Genomic DNA, 14,773 nt, shown 5'->3' with positions numbered 1-14,773 from the left:
CACGAGCCACGGGTACGGGGGGAACCCCGGCTCTGTGCGACGGCCGATGACCAGTCGGCTCACTCTGTACTGCGCCGCCACCGCTGAAAACGTCACACCCTGCCGGAAAAAAGTTCAGCGGGTTTCAAAATCGCAGGTCACAGCGGTGCGTAAAGGTCAAAGCGCCCTGTATGTGGGGTCGGCCGAGGGGCCGGGCCGGTTCGGCAGCAGGGGTGCGAAGGCCGTCGGGGCGGGCGCTGCCACACCGTCCTGACGGTGGTCGTGGCCCCGGCCGTGGCCCCGGTCGTCACCGCCGCCTCGGCCGGGACGGCCGTCGTCGTCACCGCCCTGGCCGTTGCCGTTGCCGCCCGAGCCCGTGTTCTGATCGCCCTGGCCGTTGCCGTCGCCCTTGCCGTCGTCGGAGACGCCGCTCTGGCCGGCCGCGCCGGCGCCGAGGAGGACCTTGCAGAACCTGTCGACCCGTCGGGAGCCGCCCGCCATCCCCTCCAGGGCACGTCTGCGGTCGGTGCCCAGGGACTTGCCGTCCTGGATGTCACGGCAGAACCTCAGGGCACGGTGCCACCGGTTCCCGGGGGTGCCGGCCGAACCGGTGCTCCGGTCCTTCGGCCTGCCGGACGGGTCGGGCGAGGGCCGGACGGGGGCGCGGGGGGTGGCGTCCGCGGAGGGCGCGTCGGTCTCGCCGCCGAGCAGGGACTCGGTGGACGGCGAGTCCTGAGGGCGTGCGGGGGTGCCGGCCGCCGAGACGGAGGCTCCCGGCGCGGGGCGGTGGCCGTCGAACGGCGACGGCAGCACCCCGGTGCCGGCGGCCACCGCGACCCCGCCGAGCATGCCGACGGTCAGTACGGCGGCCAGGGCGAACCGCGCGGGGCGGGCCCAGCCCGGGACACGGGACGGCCGGAGACCTGCGCCGATACGGATGAGACCCGCGTCGGAGCCCCGGCCCGGCCCGTGCGGCTGCCGCGCCACGGACGTCCACGCGTCCCCGGCGGATTCGCGCGCTTTGCGGAAGGCAGCCAGCGCTCCTTCCTCACCAGGGAGTTCGGCGGTGGCCGGCGCGGTCCGCCCAGAGAGCGCGCCGAGCACGCCGGCGAGGCGTTCTGCCTGGTCACGGGCGGATTCATCGACGGCTTCCAGCGACTCACCGCGCAGCAGACGTTCCGCCGTCGCCCGGTTCAGCCACTTGTCCTGCTCGTCGGCCATCACATGTCCTTCTGCGTCCGCGAACGCGTATGCGTCACAGTGGCGGACGTCACCGCACGATCCTTCGGTTCTCGCTGGGGCGGAAGCGCGTCGAGGACGACGCCCGCCTGCTCCGGGTCGGCGCCGAGCAGTTCCGCGAGTTTCTTCAAGCCCCGGTGGGCCGCCGTACGCACCGCGCCGGCGCGTTTGCCGAGCGTCTCGGCCGCGGTCTTGGCGTCGAGCCCCATGACGACCCTGAGCACGACCGCCTCGGCCTGGTCCTGGGGCAGCCGGGCGATGAGGGAGAGGGTGGAGTCGGTGGTCAGCGCCTCGATGGCCTCGCCGGCGGTGTCCGACTCGGCGGCCCGGCCGGTCAGTTCCGTCTCGTCGCCGCCGATCGCGGGGCGGCGGCCGCGCATCCGTATGTGGTCGAGGGCGCGGTTGCGGGCGATCCGGGCGGCCCAGCCGCGGAACCGGTCCGCGTCGCCCTCGAACCGGTCGAGGTCGCGGGCTATCTGGAGCCAGGCCTCGGAGGCGACGTCCTCGGCGTCCGGATCGCCGACCAGCGTGCGGACGTATCCGAGCAGGCGAGGCTGCACCGCGCGATAGACGATGCGGAAGGCGGCTTCGTCCCCGTCCTGTGCCGCACGCACCGCGGCGGTCAACTCCGCGTCGTCCCCCAGCACCCGATCCCTCTTTGCGCCTAATCCGGCGCCGCTCTCGCGGACGTGGTCCTCGCCGTCGTGGTTCCTCAATTGATGGTTGCGGTAATCGGGACGCAGATGGTTGCGGTGGTCATGCGTCCTCCGCGGCTCCCGGCGCGAAAGGCACGTTACGACCTGAAACCGCTCGCCGTCCACGTCCGTACAAAGTGCAACTAACTCGTGACGCCCTGAGGTGTGACAGAAAACGCACTCAAGGCGCTGAAGAGGGTACGGGCCGCCGCGCGGTCCGTGCCGCGCGACGGCCGGGGCCTCTCCTGTGGGGGGTGGCGGCCCCGGCCGTTGCTTCGGTGCCTCGCGGATGCGCCAACGCCGAGTGGCCCAGGGCCTGTTGGCCGCCCCGGCGCCCGCTACGCGGGATCGGTCGCCTTATTCGAATTACCCGGAGTGTCGGGCTGTTCTGTATTGCTGGACTTGCCCTTCTTCTTTCCCTTTGTGCTGGTCTGCGGCAGTACCTGGGCGTAGTACGCGGTTACGTTCGTCTCACCGCCCGCGGCCCGCATCAACCGCTGCCAGGCCGTGTTCACATCGGCGGCCGTCGGCGGCCAGCGGCGAGTGACGTTTCGTCAAGACCGGACGCTGTGTCTAAGGGTCACCTGTACGACAGGTGGGCCAGGTGCGACAGCCGTGGTCTTCTTCTAGGGGTGGGAACGAGTGAGTTCACGCGGAAAGCGTGCGTACAGGCCGTTGAGCATGAAACGACGGGTGTGGCTGACGCTCGGCGCGGTGGTCCTGGGCGGCGGAGGTGTGGTGACGTACGCCGTCGCCAGCCCGTCCGCCGGCCACGACGCCCAGGGGCGGGCCAAGCGGCCGGTGAAGGTCTACGAACTGGCCCTGAAGGGCGCCGCGAGCGGCGAGCGGGAGCTGCCGCGTACGGACACCAAGCAGTTCTCGATGCTCGGCGTGTCCTGGACGGGGGCGACGAAGCGGCTGCACGGCACCGCCCAGGTACGCACCCGGAGTGTCGCCACCGGGGAGTGGACCGCCTGGCAGGACCTGGAGGCGGCCGACCCGCTGGAGGACCCGAAGGCCGAGCCCGACGCGCGCGGCGCGTCCGAGCCGCTGTGGGTCGGTCCCTCCGACGGCGTCCAGGTCCAGGTCGTCCACAGGGACGGCTCCACCAGCTCCGGTCTGCCCAAGGGGCTCCAGGTGAACCTGGTCGACCCCGGGGTGGCGACCAGCGCGGAGACGAAGGCCGAACCGGCCGCGTACGTGGCGGAGGGCACCCCGAGCGACAGCGCGTCGCCCGCCGGCACCGACAGCGCCTCGCCCGCCGACTCCGTCTCGCCCAGCGAGTCGGTGACGGCCTCCGACCCGGCTTCCCCGAGCGACAGCGCGTCGGCGTCACCGAGCGGCTCGGCCTCCGCGTCGGCGTCCCCCTCGGCGTCGGCTTCGCAGAGCGCGTCCGCGAGCCCGTCGGCCACCATCCCCACCGCGCCGCCGTCCACCGTCCCCGAGCCGCCGATCGTCTCGCGCGCCGGCTGGGGCGCCGACGAGTCGCTGAGCCCCGACCCGTCGGAGTACAACGCCGACGTGAAGGCCGTCTTCGTCCACCACACCGACGGGGCGAACGACTACTCCTGCTCCGACTCCGCGGCGATCGTGCGGGGCATCTACGCGTACCACACGCAGACCGAGCTCTGGAACGACATCGGCTACAACTTCCTCGTCGACAAGTGCGGCACGATCTTCGAGGGCCGCAAGGGCGGTGTCGACCGGCCGGTGCTCGGCGCGCACACCTACGGCTGGAACCGGGAGTCGACCGGTATCGCGGTGCTCGGTGACTACACCTCCACCGGCGCCACCGACGCGGCCCTCGCGTCGGTCGCCCGTATCGCGGCCTGGAAGCTCGGCCAGTACGGCGCCGACCCCGCCGGGACCGTGAAGCTCACGGCGGGCGCGACCCAGACGAACTACTTCGGCACCGGCTTCACCGCGGGTTCCGCGTACACCTTCAACCGGATCTCCGGTCACCGCGACGGCTACAACACCGAGTGCCCCGGCAACTCCCTCTACCCCCAGCTGCCGACGATCCGCGCCTGGGCGGCCGGCCCGGTGCAGGGCCTGAAGCTCACCTCGCTGTCCGGCGCGACCCTGTCCGGCTCGGCGTACTACAGCAAGGGCGCGATCACGGCGAAGTGGTCGACCACCACCCCCGGTTCGCTGATCTCGAAGTTCGAGCTGCTGGTGGACGGCAAGGTCACCGCCACCGCCTCCGGCACGGCCACCTCGGTGGGCGCCACGCTCGGCGCGGGCAGCCACACCGTCGCCGTACGGGCCGTGCACCAGTCGGGCAAGACCACGACCACGGCCGCCGTGACCGTCGTCACCGACACCACCGCGCCGACGTTCACCACCGCGCCGAAGCTCTCCCTGCGCACCGGCACCGTCAGCACCACGGCCGTCCCGGTCACCCTCGGCTGGAAGGCCACCGACAGCGCCGCGCTGAAGTCGGTGAGCCTGCTGACCCCGACGACGGCCACCTTCGGACCGACCACGACCAGTTCCAGCCGCACGGCCAAGTCCGGTACCGCGAGCACCTGGTCGATGAAGGCGTACGACTACGCGGGCAACACCCGCACCTCGTCGCCGTCCTTCACCCCGGTGATCCTGCAGGAGACCTCGGCCACCAAGTCCGGTACCTGGACGGCCCGTTCGTCCACCAGCTACCTGGGCGGCAAGTCGTACTCCAGCGGTTCCAAGGGTGCGAGCCTGACCTGGACCTTCACCGGACGGTCCGCGTCCTGGGTGGTCTCGCGGGCGTCCACCTCGGGCCAGGCGTACGTCTACGTCGACGGCACCAAGGTCGCGACCGTCGACCTGAAGTCCTCGACGACCTCCTACCGCCAGGCGATCTGGACGAAGACCTGGTCGTCCAGTGCCAAGCACACCGTGAAGATCGTCGTGGTCGGCACCAGCGGCCGTCCGACGATCACGACGGACGGCCTGGTCTACCTCAAGTAGCCGGGTTCACGTAGCCGAGTCGACCGGTTCGGGCGTCCGCTCCCGCGCAGTCAGCGGGGTGGGCGCCCGGTCCGCGTTCACGACCACTCCGGCGACCAGCGCGGCCAGCAGCAGCGCCGCCATCGCCCACCAGGTGGCGACGTTGAAGCCGTGCACCAGCGCCGTCGCCTGGAGCTGCCGCCGGTTCACGCCCGGCCCCGCGTGCGCCGTCAGATAGCGCGAGGTCACGCTCGCGGCGATGGTGTTCAGCAGCGCCGTCCCGATCGAGCCGCCCACCTGCTGGGCGGTGTTGAAGGTCGCCGAGGCCGCCCCCGAGTCGCGCGGCGCGACACTGCCCGTGGCCAGCGACACCGACGTCATCATGGCCGTACCCATGCCGAGGCCGAGCATCAGCATCGCGGGCAGGATGTGCGAGGCGTACGCGGGTTCGGTGCCCACCTGCGCGATGATCGCCAGCGCGCCGGCCGCGATGAGCAGCCCCGGGACCATCAGCACCCGCGGCGGCACCTTGTTCAGCAGCCGGGCCGCGACCTGCGTGGAGCCGGTGACCATGCCGACCGTGATGGGCAGATAGGCGACGCCCGTCCTGACCGGCGAGTACCCGAGGACGCCCTGCATGTAGTAGGTGAGGAACAGGAAGACGCCGAACATGCCGATCGTGACGAGCAGCACGGTCAGGAAGGCGCCCACCCGCTGACGGTCCTTCACCACCGACATCGGCAGCAGTGGCACCCGCGCCCGCGTCTGCCACAGCCCGAACACCCCGAGCAGGACGACCCCGGCGGCGAGCAGGGCCAGCACCAGGCCGTCGCTCCAACTCCGCGACTCCGCCTCGGAGAAGCCGTACACGAGGGAGAGCATCCCGGCCGACCCCAGCAGCGCGCCCGGTACGTCGAGGCGGGCGTCGGGGTGGCGCTCCTCCGGCGCGAGCAGGGTCAGCGCGCCGAAGAAGGCGATGAGGGCGATGGGCACGTTGACGTACAGGCACCAGCGCCAGTCCAGGTACTGGGTGAGGAAGCCGCCGGCGAGCAGCCCGACCGCGGCGCCCGCGCCGATGATCGCACCGAAGATGCCGAAGGCCTTGCCCCGGTCCTTCGGGTCGGTGAACGTCGTGGCGAGCAGGGACAGCGCGGACGGCGCGAGCAGCGCGGCGAACACACCCTGCAGGGCCCGCGCCCCGAACAGCATCCCGGAGTTGGCCGCGGCCCCGCCGAGCGCGGAGGCGGCGGCGAACCCGAGGAGTCCGATCGTGAACGTGTTCCGCCGCCCGGCCAGGTCGGCGATCCGGCCGCCGAGCAGCAGCAGTCCGCCGAAGGCGAGCGTGTAGGCGGTGATGACCCACTGCCGGTTGCCGTCGGACATGTGCAGGGCGGCTTGGGCGGAAGGGAGCGCGATATTGACGATGGTCATGTCCAGCACGACCATCAGCTGGGCCAGCGCGATGACGACCAGGGCCCACCAGCGTCGGTTGTCGGCCATGGGCCAATCGTGCTCCCGGCCAAGCCACTTGGGAACGCCCGCGTCTCTTATTACGGGGTTTTTGCCAAGTCCCCCGCCGACCCCCGCCTACCCCATGGCGTCCCGGCACAGCAGCCGCAGCGAGCCGTGGCCGCCGTAGCACCGCCGGGCCTCGTCGACAGGGTCCCAGAGCCGGCCGTCGGGGGTGCGGACCCAGTGGTCGCCGCCGGACGACCACCACTCGGCGCCGCTGTGACGGGCGATCACCTCGCCCGCGTAGCACCCGAGGCCGCGCAGCATCTCCCGTACCGCGTCGTACGGCGCGCCCTCGCGGCGTATCTCCTCGATCATCCGGTCGACCCGCCACAGACTCTGTGCGGAGTAGTCGAGCCGGACCCGCGCGCCCTCGCGCATCATGGCCACCGCGTCCGCCGCCCAGCGGGCCGGTTTCGTGGCGGCGTGCGGCCTGGTCTGCTGCTGTGCTGTCACGTAGTGAACTGTCACATAGGGAAAAGCGAGGTCAGCGACGGTTTCGTCACTCCGGTTCGAGCTGTTCCGGCAACCGGTGCAGGACCCCCGCAAGTCCGCCGCAGCTCCGTCGCACGGCACTCACAGGAACCTCTCGGGCGGGCCTGCGCGGCCGGTTCAGCCCTGCCCGCGGGCCCGGCGCGACACCACCGCGCGCAGCACCCGACGGCCCTCGGTGGAGACGTCCAGCGCGCGGCGCAGCCCGGCCGCGCCGTGACCGGCGAGCAGTTCGAGGACGGTGACCTGGCGGCGCAGTTCGGCGGCGACCAGCGGGGACATGTCCTCGGTGCCGCCCTCGCGGCGGGTGTCGACGGAGGGTGCCGGGTCCTCGGCGGGGTCGAGGAGCCGGTGGATGCGCAGCGAGGCGACGGAACAGGCGTCGGCCCACAGCCGCACCTCGTCGGGGGCGCGGTGCACGGGCGCGGCGTCGAGCATGCGGCGGGCGAGCAGCTCGGCCTCGGCCTCGCCGGTGTCGAGCGCGTCCCGGGCCTGCTCCAGGCCCGCACTCCATCCGGAGCCGTCTGCGAGGCTCGTCCACAGCGGCCGCAGCACCAGGTCGTCCCCGCCCAGCAGCGGCACGCACCGATCCAAACAAGCCAGTCCGCTGGCGGCCAGCCCGCGTTCATCGGCCTGCGCGATCAGCTCCACCAGGCTCATCCCACGACCCCAATCGGTATGTACCAAGGCGCCGACCTGTACGGAGCCCGCACTTTCCCTTACTGCGTGCAAGGGCCCGGTAGTGTCACAGCGGTACGACGCCCAGCAGATCGGGCAGCCTGAGAAAGGGTTTTCGGCCAACGGCGCCGACGGATCGGGGTCGGCGGCATCGTGGGGTTGCCGGGTGCTCGTCGGCGGGCGTGGGGTTGCCGGCTGCTCGTCGGCAGTCGTGGGGTTGCCGGCTGCTCGCCGGCAGGCGTAGATGCGGGCGGTTGACTCGATCGTGTGCTCGATCGTGTGATGGTCGGCTTCCGGGCTTGCGGCGTCCCGGGCCGAAGCACCCCAGGGGCAAGGGGGTCCGCCGGACGCGTGCGGCCGTGCGTCAGAGCGCGGCCGGGGCGGCGCCCGCCAGCGCCTTCTCGTGTTGCATCCGGGTCAGCCGTACCACGACGAGGATCGCGAGGACGGCGGCGGCGATGTCGAGGGCGTCCGAGACCAGCATCCCCAGCGCGTCGTCACGGGCCTGGGCGGCGCCCTCGGTGTCGCCGCTGCCGCCGGTCACGACACGGCCGGCCGACAGCGAGGCCAGCCAGAGCGTCCACCAGGCGTTGACCAGCGCGTGCGAACGGGTCGTCCCCCACGGGCTGCTGGCGTCCCAGATGTCGAGGGTGACCCGGCGCGGGAGCCAGAGGTTCGCGACCGGCACGAACCAGCCGCCGATCGCCCAGCCCGGCGACTTGCGGTGCCCGAACGGGTTGAAGACCTGGGCGTTGGCCCGCACCCGCTGGAACCAGCACAGGTACACCACCGCGCAGCTGACCAGCGACAGGGCCTGGGCACCGGCGGCGAGCCCGGAGAGCGCGTCGGCGCGGTCGGCCCGGCGGAACGCGGCGGCGCCGGTCTCCCCGTCGGCCAGGGCGCCCGTGGCGTCGTACTGGAACAGGTCCGCGCAGACGGCGAACAGGTCGGCGGCGACGACCGCACCGAGCAGCACGGCGGCGGCCCAGCCGAGCCCCACGGGCGAGCGCAGCCACCGCCCCGGCGCGCTGCCGAGGACCGGTACGGGCTCGGGCGTGGCACCCAGACATCTTTGGCACAGGGCGGCGCCGGGCGCGGCGGCGAAGTGGTGGCAGCGGGCGCAGATCAAGACGGTTCCCCCGGGGTAGGGCACGGGACCCTCCCCTGGTCCGCGCGCGGAAGCGGAACATACGGCCCGTCACGGCCGTACGTCCACCTCTCGGCGCAGGTCAGCCCAACTTGTCCGCCAGGGTCTTGAAGTCGGTCCAGGACATGGCCGGGGTGCCCGGGTCCCAGAGCTTCTGGATGGTGGCCCGCAGCGGCATCCGGATGCCGGCGGCGACCTGGTCCTGTGTCTGGGAGTTGGCCAGGTCGCACCAGACGGCGAAGGAGCCGCCGAGGATCTGGGGGTCGTACCGCGTGGCCACGGCACTGGTGCCGCGCAGCACGCGCGGGGTCCACTGCTGGTAGATCCGCTGCCCGGTCGGATAGACGAAGGTGTTGGGCTCCCCGAGGACGTAGTAGAGGAACTCGTCGTTGTAGTTGAGGACCTTCCGGCCCGCGCTCAGGTACTCCGCCGGCTGCCGGGCGCCGATCTCCTTGCCGGTCCAGTAGGCGACCTGGAGGTCCTCGGCGGGCTGCACGGAGGTGCCCCGGAAGAAGCCGTCGTTCCAGACCCGCAGGGTGCGGTCGTGGGCGCGGACGGTGTCGGCCCGGTCGTTGAGCCAGCCGGTGGTGAGGTCGGCGACGGTGCCCGAGGCGCCGTACGCCTGCTGGGCGTCGGCCGCCAGCTGCGGGTAGGAGGCCTGCGGGTCGGCGACGGCGAGCGCCTGGTACTCGTCGCCGCCGAGGTTCCAGTAGGAGCCCGGGAACAGGTCGGCGTACTCGTCGAGCAGGTCGTCGACGATCTTCGCCGAGTCGTCCTGGGAGATGTCGATGGCGCCCTTGGTCGCGACACCCCGCGCGTTGCGCAACTGGAGATCCGGGTGGGCGGCGAGGACGGCGCCGAGGTGACCGGGCGAGTCGATCTCGGGCACCACCTGGATGTGCCGGCCGGCGGCGAGGCCGACGATCTCCTTGACCTGTGCCTTGGTCAGGTGGTCCCGGGAGACGATCTCGGGGTGGGTGTCGGACTCGATCCGGAACCCCTGGTCGTCGGAGAAGTGCAGCCCGAGCTGGTTGAACTTCAGATCGCCGAGTTCCTTTATCCGGCTTTCGATCCAGGCCGCGGTGAACGGTTTGCGCGCGATGTCCAGCATGAACCCGCGCTGCGGCTTGGCCGGCTGGTCCTTGACGACCCCCTCCGGGGCGCTGCCGCCGCCGTGCACCTCCTGCTTGAGCGTCCGGGTGCCGTAGAAGACGCCCGCGTCACCGGGCCCGCTGATCCGCACCGACCCGCCGCGCACGGTCATCGTGTACGACTCCGGGTCCCCCTTCCCGCCGAGGTCGAGCCGCAGGTCGCCCGCCCTGACGTCCTCGTTCGCCGCCTTCTGCCCGGCGTACGACAGCCCCAGCTCACCCGCTGTCAGCCGCCCCTCGTCGGCCAGTGCCGCGTCGCTCACCACGACCCGCTCGCCCTTCCGGGGGCGCCAGCCGGGGCCTCGGGCGGCGGTGTGGGACCGCACGGCGGGGATGGTGCGCGGGGCCTGGGACAGGGGGTAGCTGCGGGTCGGGGTGGGGGTCGGGGTCACGGCCCGCTCGGCGGACGAGGCGGCCGTGCCGGTGCCGGACGGTTGCCGGGCGGCCGATCCGGCCCGGTTCCCGCCGTCGCCCGAGGTGGCGGCCCACACGCCGATGCCGGTGCCGAGCGCGACGGTCCCCACGAAGGCCGCGGCGATCACCGCCCGTCTCCGTGTCACCTGCCGTGCCGAGGGCCTGCGCTTGTGCTGGCTCACCGGTCCAACCTATGACGCATCCACCGCTCAGTCGTCATCCAACCGCTCCGAAACTCTCCCCTTCGGGTGAAATTGAGGCAACCAACCGACACACCGTGAACGTCCTCGATAACGTCGACGACACATCTCTCACAGCATCCCCTGCCACACCGCATGTGACGCGAGGACCCACGCTGCCCGCCCACCGCCCGCCCCACCTCCCCACTCCGCTGGACGCGTTCAACGCCGCCCCGGACGACGAGGTCGGCGCCCTGCTCCTGGACTGCCTGCGCAGCCTGCGCTGGTCCCGGCGACTCGCCGACCACCGCCCCTACCCGGACGTGGAGTCCCTGCTGGCGGCGGCGGACGAGGCGGCCTACGACCTGTCCCCGGCAGACCTCACCGAGGCCCTGGCGGGCGAGTGCCTGCCCGAGCTGCCCGAGGACACCTACTCGGCGGCCCACACGGCCCTGACCGCGGCCCACGCCGCCTACGAGGCCAAGTTCGGACACGTCTTCGTCATCTACCTGGGCGCCACACCCCCCGGCGAGTCCCTGGACCGCGTCCTGGAAGGCATCCGATCACGTTTGACAAACGATCCGGAGGAGGAACGGGTGCTGGCCGCGGAGGAACTGCGGCGACTGGCGAGTGAGCGGCTCGCGCACCTCCTCAGGGGCGCGGGGCAGTGCTCATCAGCGGCTCCGCCGCGGGGCGCGACCAGCCAGAAGCAACCCGCACCCGGCACATAGCCGAACACGCCGCCCCGGATGCCGCCCGGCTAACCCATACGCGTGCCACTTTGATCACACCGGTAGGCCCGGCGTAAGCCCAGCGGCAGCGCATCGCTACGATGCTGGGGGCCGGTGGACCGTACCCGGCCGGGCCCGACCGACACCAAGCCGGCGCGGCCCCAATCCCCGCTCCCGGAGGGACTTCCGTGCCGGCTGGAACGCTGTACCGCGGCCGGGAAGGAATGTGGTCCTGGGTGGCTCACCGAGTCACCGGCGTCCTCATTTTCTTCTTCCTGTTCGTTCACGTGCTGGACACCGCTCTCGTCCGTGTCTCCCCCGAGGACTACGACAAGGTCGTAGCCACGTACAAGACGCCGATCGTCGCGCTGCTGGAGTACGGCCTCGTGGCCGCCATCCTCTTCCACGCGCTCAACGGCCTGCGCGTCATCGCCGTCGACTTCTGGTCGAAGGGCCCGCGCTACCAGAAGCAGATGCTCTGGACGGTCGTCGGTGTCTGGGTCGTCCTGATGGCCGGGGCCATTTACCCCGTTCTCGGCCACGCCGCTCGTGTCCTGTTCGGGAGCTGACGCAGATGTCGACCACTGAATCCACCACAGCCGGCGTCGGCCCCGTCGAGGGCGCCCCCCTCTTCAACGTCGACAACCCGGCCCCCCTGATCGAGGCCCCGCGCCAACGCACCAAGAAGTCCCCGAAGTCCACCCGGGGCAACTTCGAGATGGCCGCCTGGCTGTTCATGCGCCTGTCCGGCGTCGTGCTGGTCGTCCTGGTCCTCGGCCACCTGCTGATCCAGCTGGTGCTCGACGGCGGCGTGTCGAAGATCGGCTTCGCGTTCGTGGCCGGCCGCTGGGCGAGCCCCTTCTGGCAGGTCTGGGACCTGCTGATGCTGTGGCTGGCGATGCTGCACGGCGCCAACGGCCTGCGCACGGTCATCAACGACTACGCGGAGCGCGCGAACACCCGGCTGTGGCTCAAGGGCCTGCTCTACACGGCCACGGTGTTCACCATCCTGCTGGGCTCGCTGGTGATCTTCACCTTCGACCCGAACATCCGCTAGGCACGGGGCTGCGAGAATCATGAAGATCCACAAGTACGACACCGTCATCGTCGGCGCCGGTGGCGCGGGCATGCGCGCGGCCATCGAGTCGACCAAGCGCAGCCGCACCGCGGTCCTGACCAAGCTCTACCCCACCCGCTCCCACACGGGCGCCGCGCAGGGCGGCATGGCCGCCGCGCTGGCCAACGTGGAGGAGGACAACTGGGAGTGGCACACCTTCGACACGATCAAGGGCGGTGACTACCTGGTCGACCAGGACGCCGCCGAGATCCTGGCGAAGGAGGCCATCGACGCCGTCCTCGACCTGGAGAAGATGGGCCTGCCGTTCAACCGGACGCCCAACGGCACGATCGACCAGCGCCGGTTCGGCGGTCACTCCCGCAACCACGGCGAGGCGCCGGTCCGCCGGTCCTGCTACGCGGCCGACCGCACCGGCCACATGATCCTCCAGACGCTGTACCAGAACTGCGTCAAGGAGGGCGTGGAGTTCTTCAACGAGTTCTACGTCCTGGACCAGCTGATCACCGAGGTCGACGGCGTCAAGAAGTCGGCCGGTGTGGTCGCGTACGAGCTGGCCACCGGTGAGATCCACGTCTTCCAGGCGAAGGCCGTCATCTACGCCTCCGGCGGCACCGGCAAGTTCTTCAAGGTGACCTCGAACGCGCACACGCTGACGGGCGACGGCCAGGCCGCCGTGTACCGCCGGGGTCTGCCGCTGGAGGACATGGAGTTCTTCCAGTTCCACCCGACCGGCATCTGGCGCATGGGCATCCTGCTGACGGAGGGCGCCCGTGGTGAGGGCGGCATCCTCCGCAACAAGGACGGCGAGCGCTTCATGGAGAAGTACGCGCCGGTCATGAAGGACCTCGCGTCCCGTGACGTCGTCTCGCGCTCCATCTACACGGAGATCCGGGAGGGCCGCGGCTGCGGTCCCGAGGGCGACCACGTCTACCTCGACCTCACCCACCTCCCGCCGGAGCAGCTGGACGCCAAGCTCCCGGACATCACCGAGTTCGCGCGCACCTACCTCGGTATCGAGCCGTACACGGACCCGATCCCGATCCAGCCCACCGCGCACTACGCGATGGGCGGCATCCCGACCAACGTCGAGGGTGAGGTGCTGATCGACAACACCACGGTCGTCCCGGGCCTGTACGCGGCCGGCGAGGTCGCCTGCGTGTCGGTGCACGGCGCCAACCGGCTGGGCACGAACTCCCTGCTGGACATCAACGTGTTCGGCCGCCGGGCGGGCATCGCGGCGGCGGAGTACAGCGACACCGCGGACTACGTGGAGCTGCCGGAGAACCCGGCCGAGTTCGTCGTCGCGCAGATCGAGCGGCTGCGCACCTCGACGGGCAACGAGCGGGTCGCCACGCTCCGCAGGGAGCTGCAGGAGACCATGGACGCCAACGTCATGGTGTTCCGCACCGAGCAGACAATCAAGACGGCCGTGGAGAAGATCGCGGAGCTCCGCGAGCGCTACCGGAACGTCTCGATCCAGGACAAGGGCAGGCGGTTCAACACCGACCTGCTGGAGGCCATCGAGCTCGGCAACCTGCTGGACCTGGCCGAGGTCATGGCGGTCTCCGCGCTGGCCCGCAAGGAGTCGCGCGGCGGTCACTACCGCGAGGACTACCCCAACCGCGACGACGTCAACTTCATGCGCCACACCATGGCGTACCGCGAGGTGGGCGACGACGGCGCCGAGTCCATCCGTCTCGATTACAAGCCGGTCGTCCAGACCCGCTACCAGCCGATGGAGCGTAAGTACTGATGGCAACCCCCGTTCTGGACAAGGCGGACGCGGCCGGCCGGCCCGAGCCCGGTTTCGCCGACTCCCCGTACATCACGGTCACCTTCCGGATCCGCCGCTTCAACCCGGAGGTCTCCGCGGACGCCGTCTGGGAAGACTTCCAGCTGGAGATCGACCCGAAGGAGCGCGTCCTCGACGGCCTCCACAAGATCAAGTGGGACGTCGACGGCACGCTGACCTTCCGCCGCTCGTGCGCGCACGGCATCTGCGGCTCGGACGCGATGCGGATCAACGGCAAGAACCGCCTCGCCTGCAAGACGCTGATCAAGGACATCAACCCCGAGAAGCCGATCACGGTCGAGCCCATCAAGGGCCTGACGGTCCTGAAGGACCTGGTCGTCGACATGGAGCCGTTCTTCCAGGCGTACCGGGACGTGATGCCGTTCCTCATCACGAACGACACCAACGAGCCGACGCGCGAGCGTCTGCAGTCCGCCGAGGACCGCGAGCGCTTCGACGACACCACGAAGTGCATCCTGTGCGCCGCGTGCACCTCGTCGTGCCCGGTCTTCTGGAACGACGGCCAGTACTTCGGCCCGGCGGCGATCGTCAACGCGCACCGCTTCATCTTCGACTCGCGTGACGAGGCGGGCGAGCAGCGCCTGGAGATCCTGAACGACCGCGACGGCGTGTGGCGCTGCCGCACGACCTTCAACTGCACGGACGCCTGCCCGCGCGGCATCGAGGTCACCAAGGCGATCCAGGAGGTGAAGCGAGCGCTCATCACGCGCCGCTTCTGATCTCCACGCCCCTGC

Annotated in this window: 13 protein-coding genes; 6 read left to right on the top strand and 7 right to left on the bottom strand. The window is 71.0% G+C overall.

Going from position 1 to position 14,773, the window contains the following annotated elements; all coding sequences use genetic code 11:
* Window positions 1-156: 156 nt before the first annotated feature.
* Both ABZ642_RS24640 and ABZ642_RS24635 read right to left on the bottom strand, forming a co-directional pair.
* Entirely contained in the window at window positions 157-1,200 is a 1,044-nt protein-coding gene (locus ABZ642_RS24640; RefSeq protein WP_360487897.1) for a hypothetical protein, read from the bottom strand.
* Window positions 1,200-1,865, bottom strand: a complete 666-nt coding sequence (locus ABZ642_RS24635; RefSeq protein WP_360487894.1) for an RNA polymerase sigma factor — start codon at window positions 1,863-1,865, stop codon at window positions 1,200-1,202. The genes ABZ642_RS24640 and ABZ642_RS24635 overlap by 1 nt, the downstream gene beginning before the upstream one ends.
* 729 nt (window positions 1,866-2,594) lie before the next feature.
* Between ABZ642_RS24635 and ABZ642_RS24630 the strand changes: the two genes are divergently transcribed.
* On the top strand, window positions 2,595-4,865 hold the full coding sequence (locus tag ABZ642_RS24630) for a peptidoglycan recognition protein (protein WP_360487892.1): 2,271 nt from the start codon (window positions 2,595-2,597) through the stop codon (window positions 4,863-4,865).
* 6 nt (window positions 4,866-4,871) lie between these two features.
* Here ABZ642_RS24630 and ABZ642_RS24625 read toward each other — a convergent pair whose 3' ends face one another.
* The 5 genes from ABZ642_RS24625 to ABZ642_RS24605 form a co-directional block, all read right to left on the bottom strand.
* Window positions 4,872-6,344, bottom strand: a complete 1,473-nt coding sequence (locus ABZ642_RS24625; protein WP_360487889.1) for an MFS transporter — start codon at window positions 6,342-6,344, stop codon at window positions 4,872-4,874.
* Between the two features lie 87 nt (window positions 6,345-6,431).
* Window positions 6,432-6,812: a hypothetical protein gene (locus tag ABZ642_RS24620; RefSeq protein WP_360487886.1), complete on the bottom strand. Its 381-nt coding sequence runs from the start codon at window positions 6,810-6,812 to the stop codon at window positions 6,432-6,434.
* Between the two features lie 156 nt (window positions 6,813-6,968).
* Complete coding sequence (locus ABZ642_RS24615; protein WP_360487883.1) at window positions 6,969-7,508, bottom strand: hypothetical protein; 540 nt, start codon at window positions 7,506-7,508, stop codon at window positions 6,969-6,971.
* Between the two features lie 382 nt (window positions 7,509-7,890).
* Window positions 7,891-8,679, bottom strand: coding sequence for a DUF4328 domain-containing protein (locus tag ABZ642_RS24610; RefSeq protein WP_360487880.1), 789 nt, complete (start codon window positions 8,677-8,679; stop codon window positions 7,891-7,893).
* A 76-nt stretch (window positions 8,680-8,755) separates the two neighbouring features.
* A complete protein-coding gene (locus ABZ642_RS24605; RefSeq protein WP_360488022.1) occupies window positions 8,756-10,384 on the bottom strand; it encodes a glycoside hydrolase family 20 protein in 1,629 nt (542 codons plus the stop codon).
* Between the two features lie 191 nt (window positions 10,385-10,575).
* Between ABZ642_RS24605 and ABZ642_RS24600 the strand changes: the two genes are divergently transcribed.
* The 5 genes from ABZ642_RS24600 to ABZ642_RS24580 all read left to right on the top strand — a co-directional run bounded on the left by ABZ642_RS24600 (window position 10,576) and on the right by ABZ642_RS24580 (window position 14,758).
* Window positions 10,576-11,148 (top strand): 2-oxo-4-hydroxy-4-carboxy-5-ureidoimidazoline decarboxylase, encoded by a 573-nt coding sequence (locus tag ABZ642_RS24600; protein WP_360487877.1) that lies wholly within the window; start codon window positions 10,576-10,578, stop codon window positions 11,146-11,148.
* A 188-nt stretch (window positions 11,149-11,336) separates the two neighbouring features.
* The gene (gene sdhC / locus ABZ642_RS24595; RefSeq protein ID WP_043406142.1) at window positions 11,337-11,717 is read left to right on the top strand and encodes a succinate dehydrogenase, cytochrome b556 subunit; all 381 of its coding nucleotides are present in this window, start codon (window positions 11,337-11,339) and stop codon (window positions 11,715-11,717) included.
* A gap of 5 nt (window positions 11,718-11,722) precedes the next feature.
* On the top strand, window positions 11,723-12,205 hold the full coding sequence (locus ABZ642_RS24590; protein WP_360487874.1) for a succinate dehydrogenase hydrophobic membrane anchor subunit: 483 nt from the start codon (window positions 11,723-11,725) through the stop codon (window positions 12,203-12,205).
* A gap of 19 nt (window positions 12,206-12,224) precedes the next feature.
* Window positions 12,225-13,979 (top strand): succinate dehydrogenase flavoprotein subunit, encoded by a 1,755-nt coding sequence (sdhA, locus tag ABZ642_RS24585; protein ID WP_360487871.1) that lies wholly within the window; start codon window positions 12,225-12,227, stop codon window positions 13,977-13,979.
* Window positions 13,979-14,758, top strand: a complete 780-nt coding sequence (locus tag ABZ642_RS24580; protein ID WP_360487868.1) for a succinate dehydrogenase iron-sulfur subunit — start codon at window positions 13,979-13,981, stop codon at window positions 14,756-14,758. Before sdhA ends, ABZ642_RS24580 begins: the two co-directional genes overlap by 1 nt.
* Window positions 14,759-14,773 lie beyond the last annotated feature (15 nt).

This window comes from Streptomyces sp. NPDC007157 (assembly GCF_040634235.1).
In the GTDB taxonomy this organism is placed as follows: Bacteria; Actinomycetota; Actinomycetes; order Streptomycetales; family Streptomycetaceae; genus Streptomyces.
Note: the sequence above shows the minus strand (reverse complement) of the source record. Positions and strands in the feature narration are given on the sequence as shown.

What these genes read in the sequence shown, in the direction of transcription:
- ABZ642_RS24640 (WP_360487897.1), bottom strand. Translation starts at nt 1,200, where the DNA reads ATGGCCGACGAGCAGGACAAGTGGCTGAACCGGGCGACGGCGGAACGT.
- ABZ642_RS24630 (WP_360487892.1), top strand. Translation starts at nt 2,595, where the DNA reads ATGAAACGACGGGTGTGGCTGACGCTCGGCGCGGTGGTCCTGGGCGGC.
- ABZ642_RS24625 (WP_360487889.1), bottom strand. Translation starts at nt 6,344, where the DNA reads ATGGCCGACAACCGACGCTGGTGGGCCCTGGTCGTCATCGCGCTGGCC.
- ABZ642_RS24615 (WP_360487883.1), bottom strand. Translation starts at nt 7,508, where the DNA reads ATGAGCCTGGTGGAGCTGATCGCGCAGGCCGATGAACGCGGGCTGGCC.
- ABZ642_RS24590 (WP_360487874.1), top strand. Translation starts at nt 11,723, where the DNA reads ATGTCGACCACTGAATCCACCACAGCCGGCGTCGGCCCCGTCGAGGGC.
- sdhA (WP_360487871.1), top strand. Translation starts at nt 12,225, where the DNA reads ATGAAGATCCACAAGTACGACACCGTCATCGTCGGCGCCGGTGGCGCG.
- ABZ642_RS24580 (WP_360487868.1), top strand. Translation starts at nt 13,979, where the DNA reads ATGGCAACCCCCGTTCTGGACAAGGCGGACGCGGCCGGCCGGCCCGAG.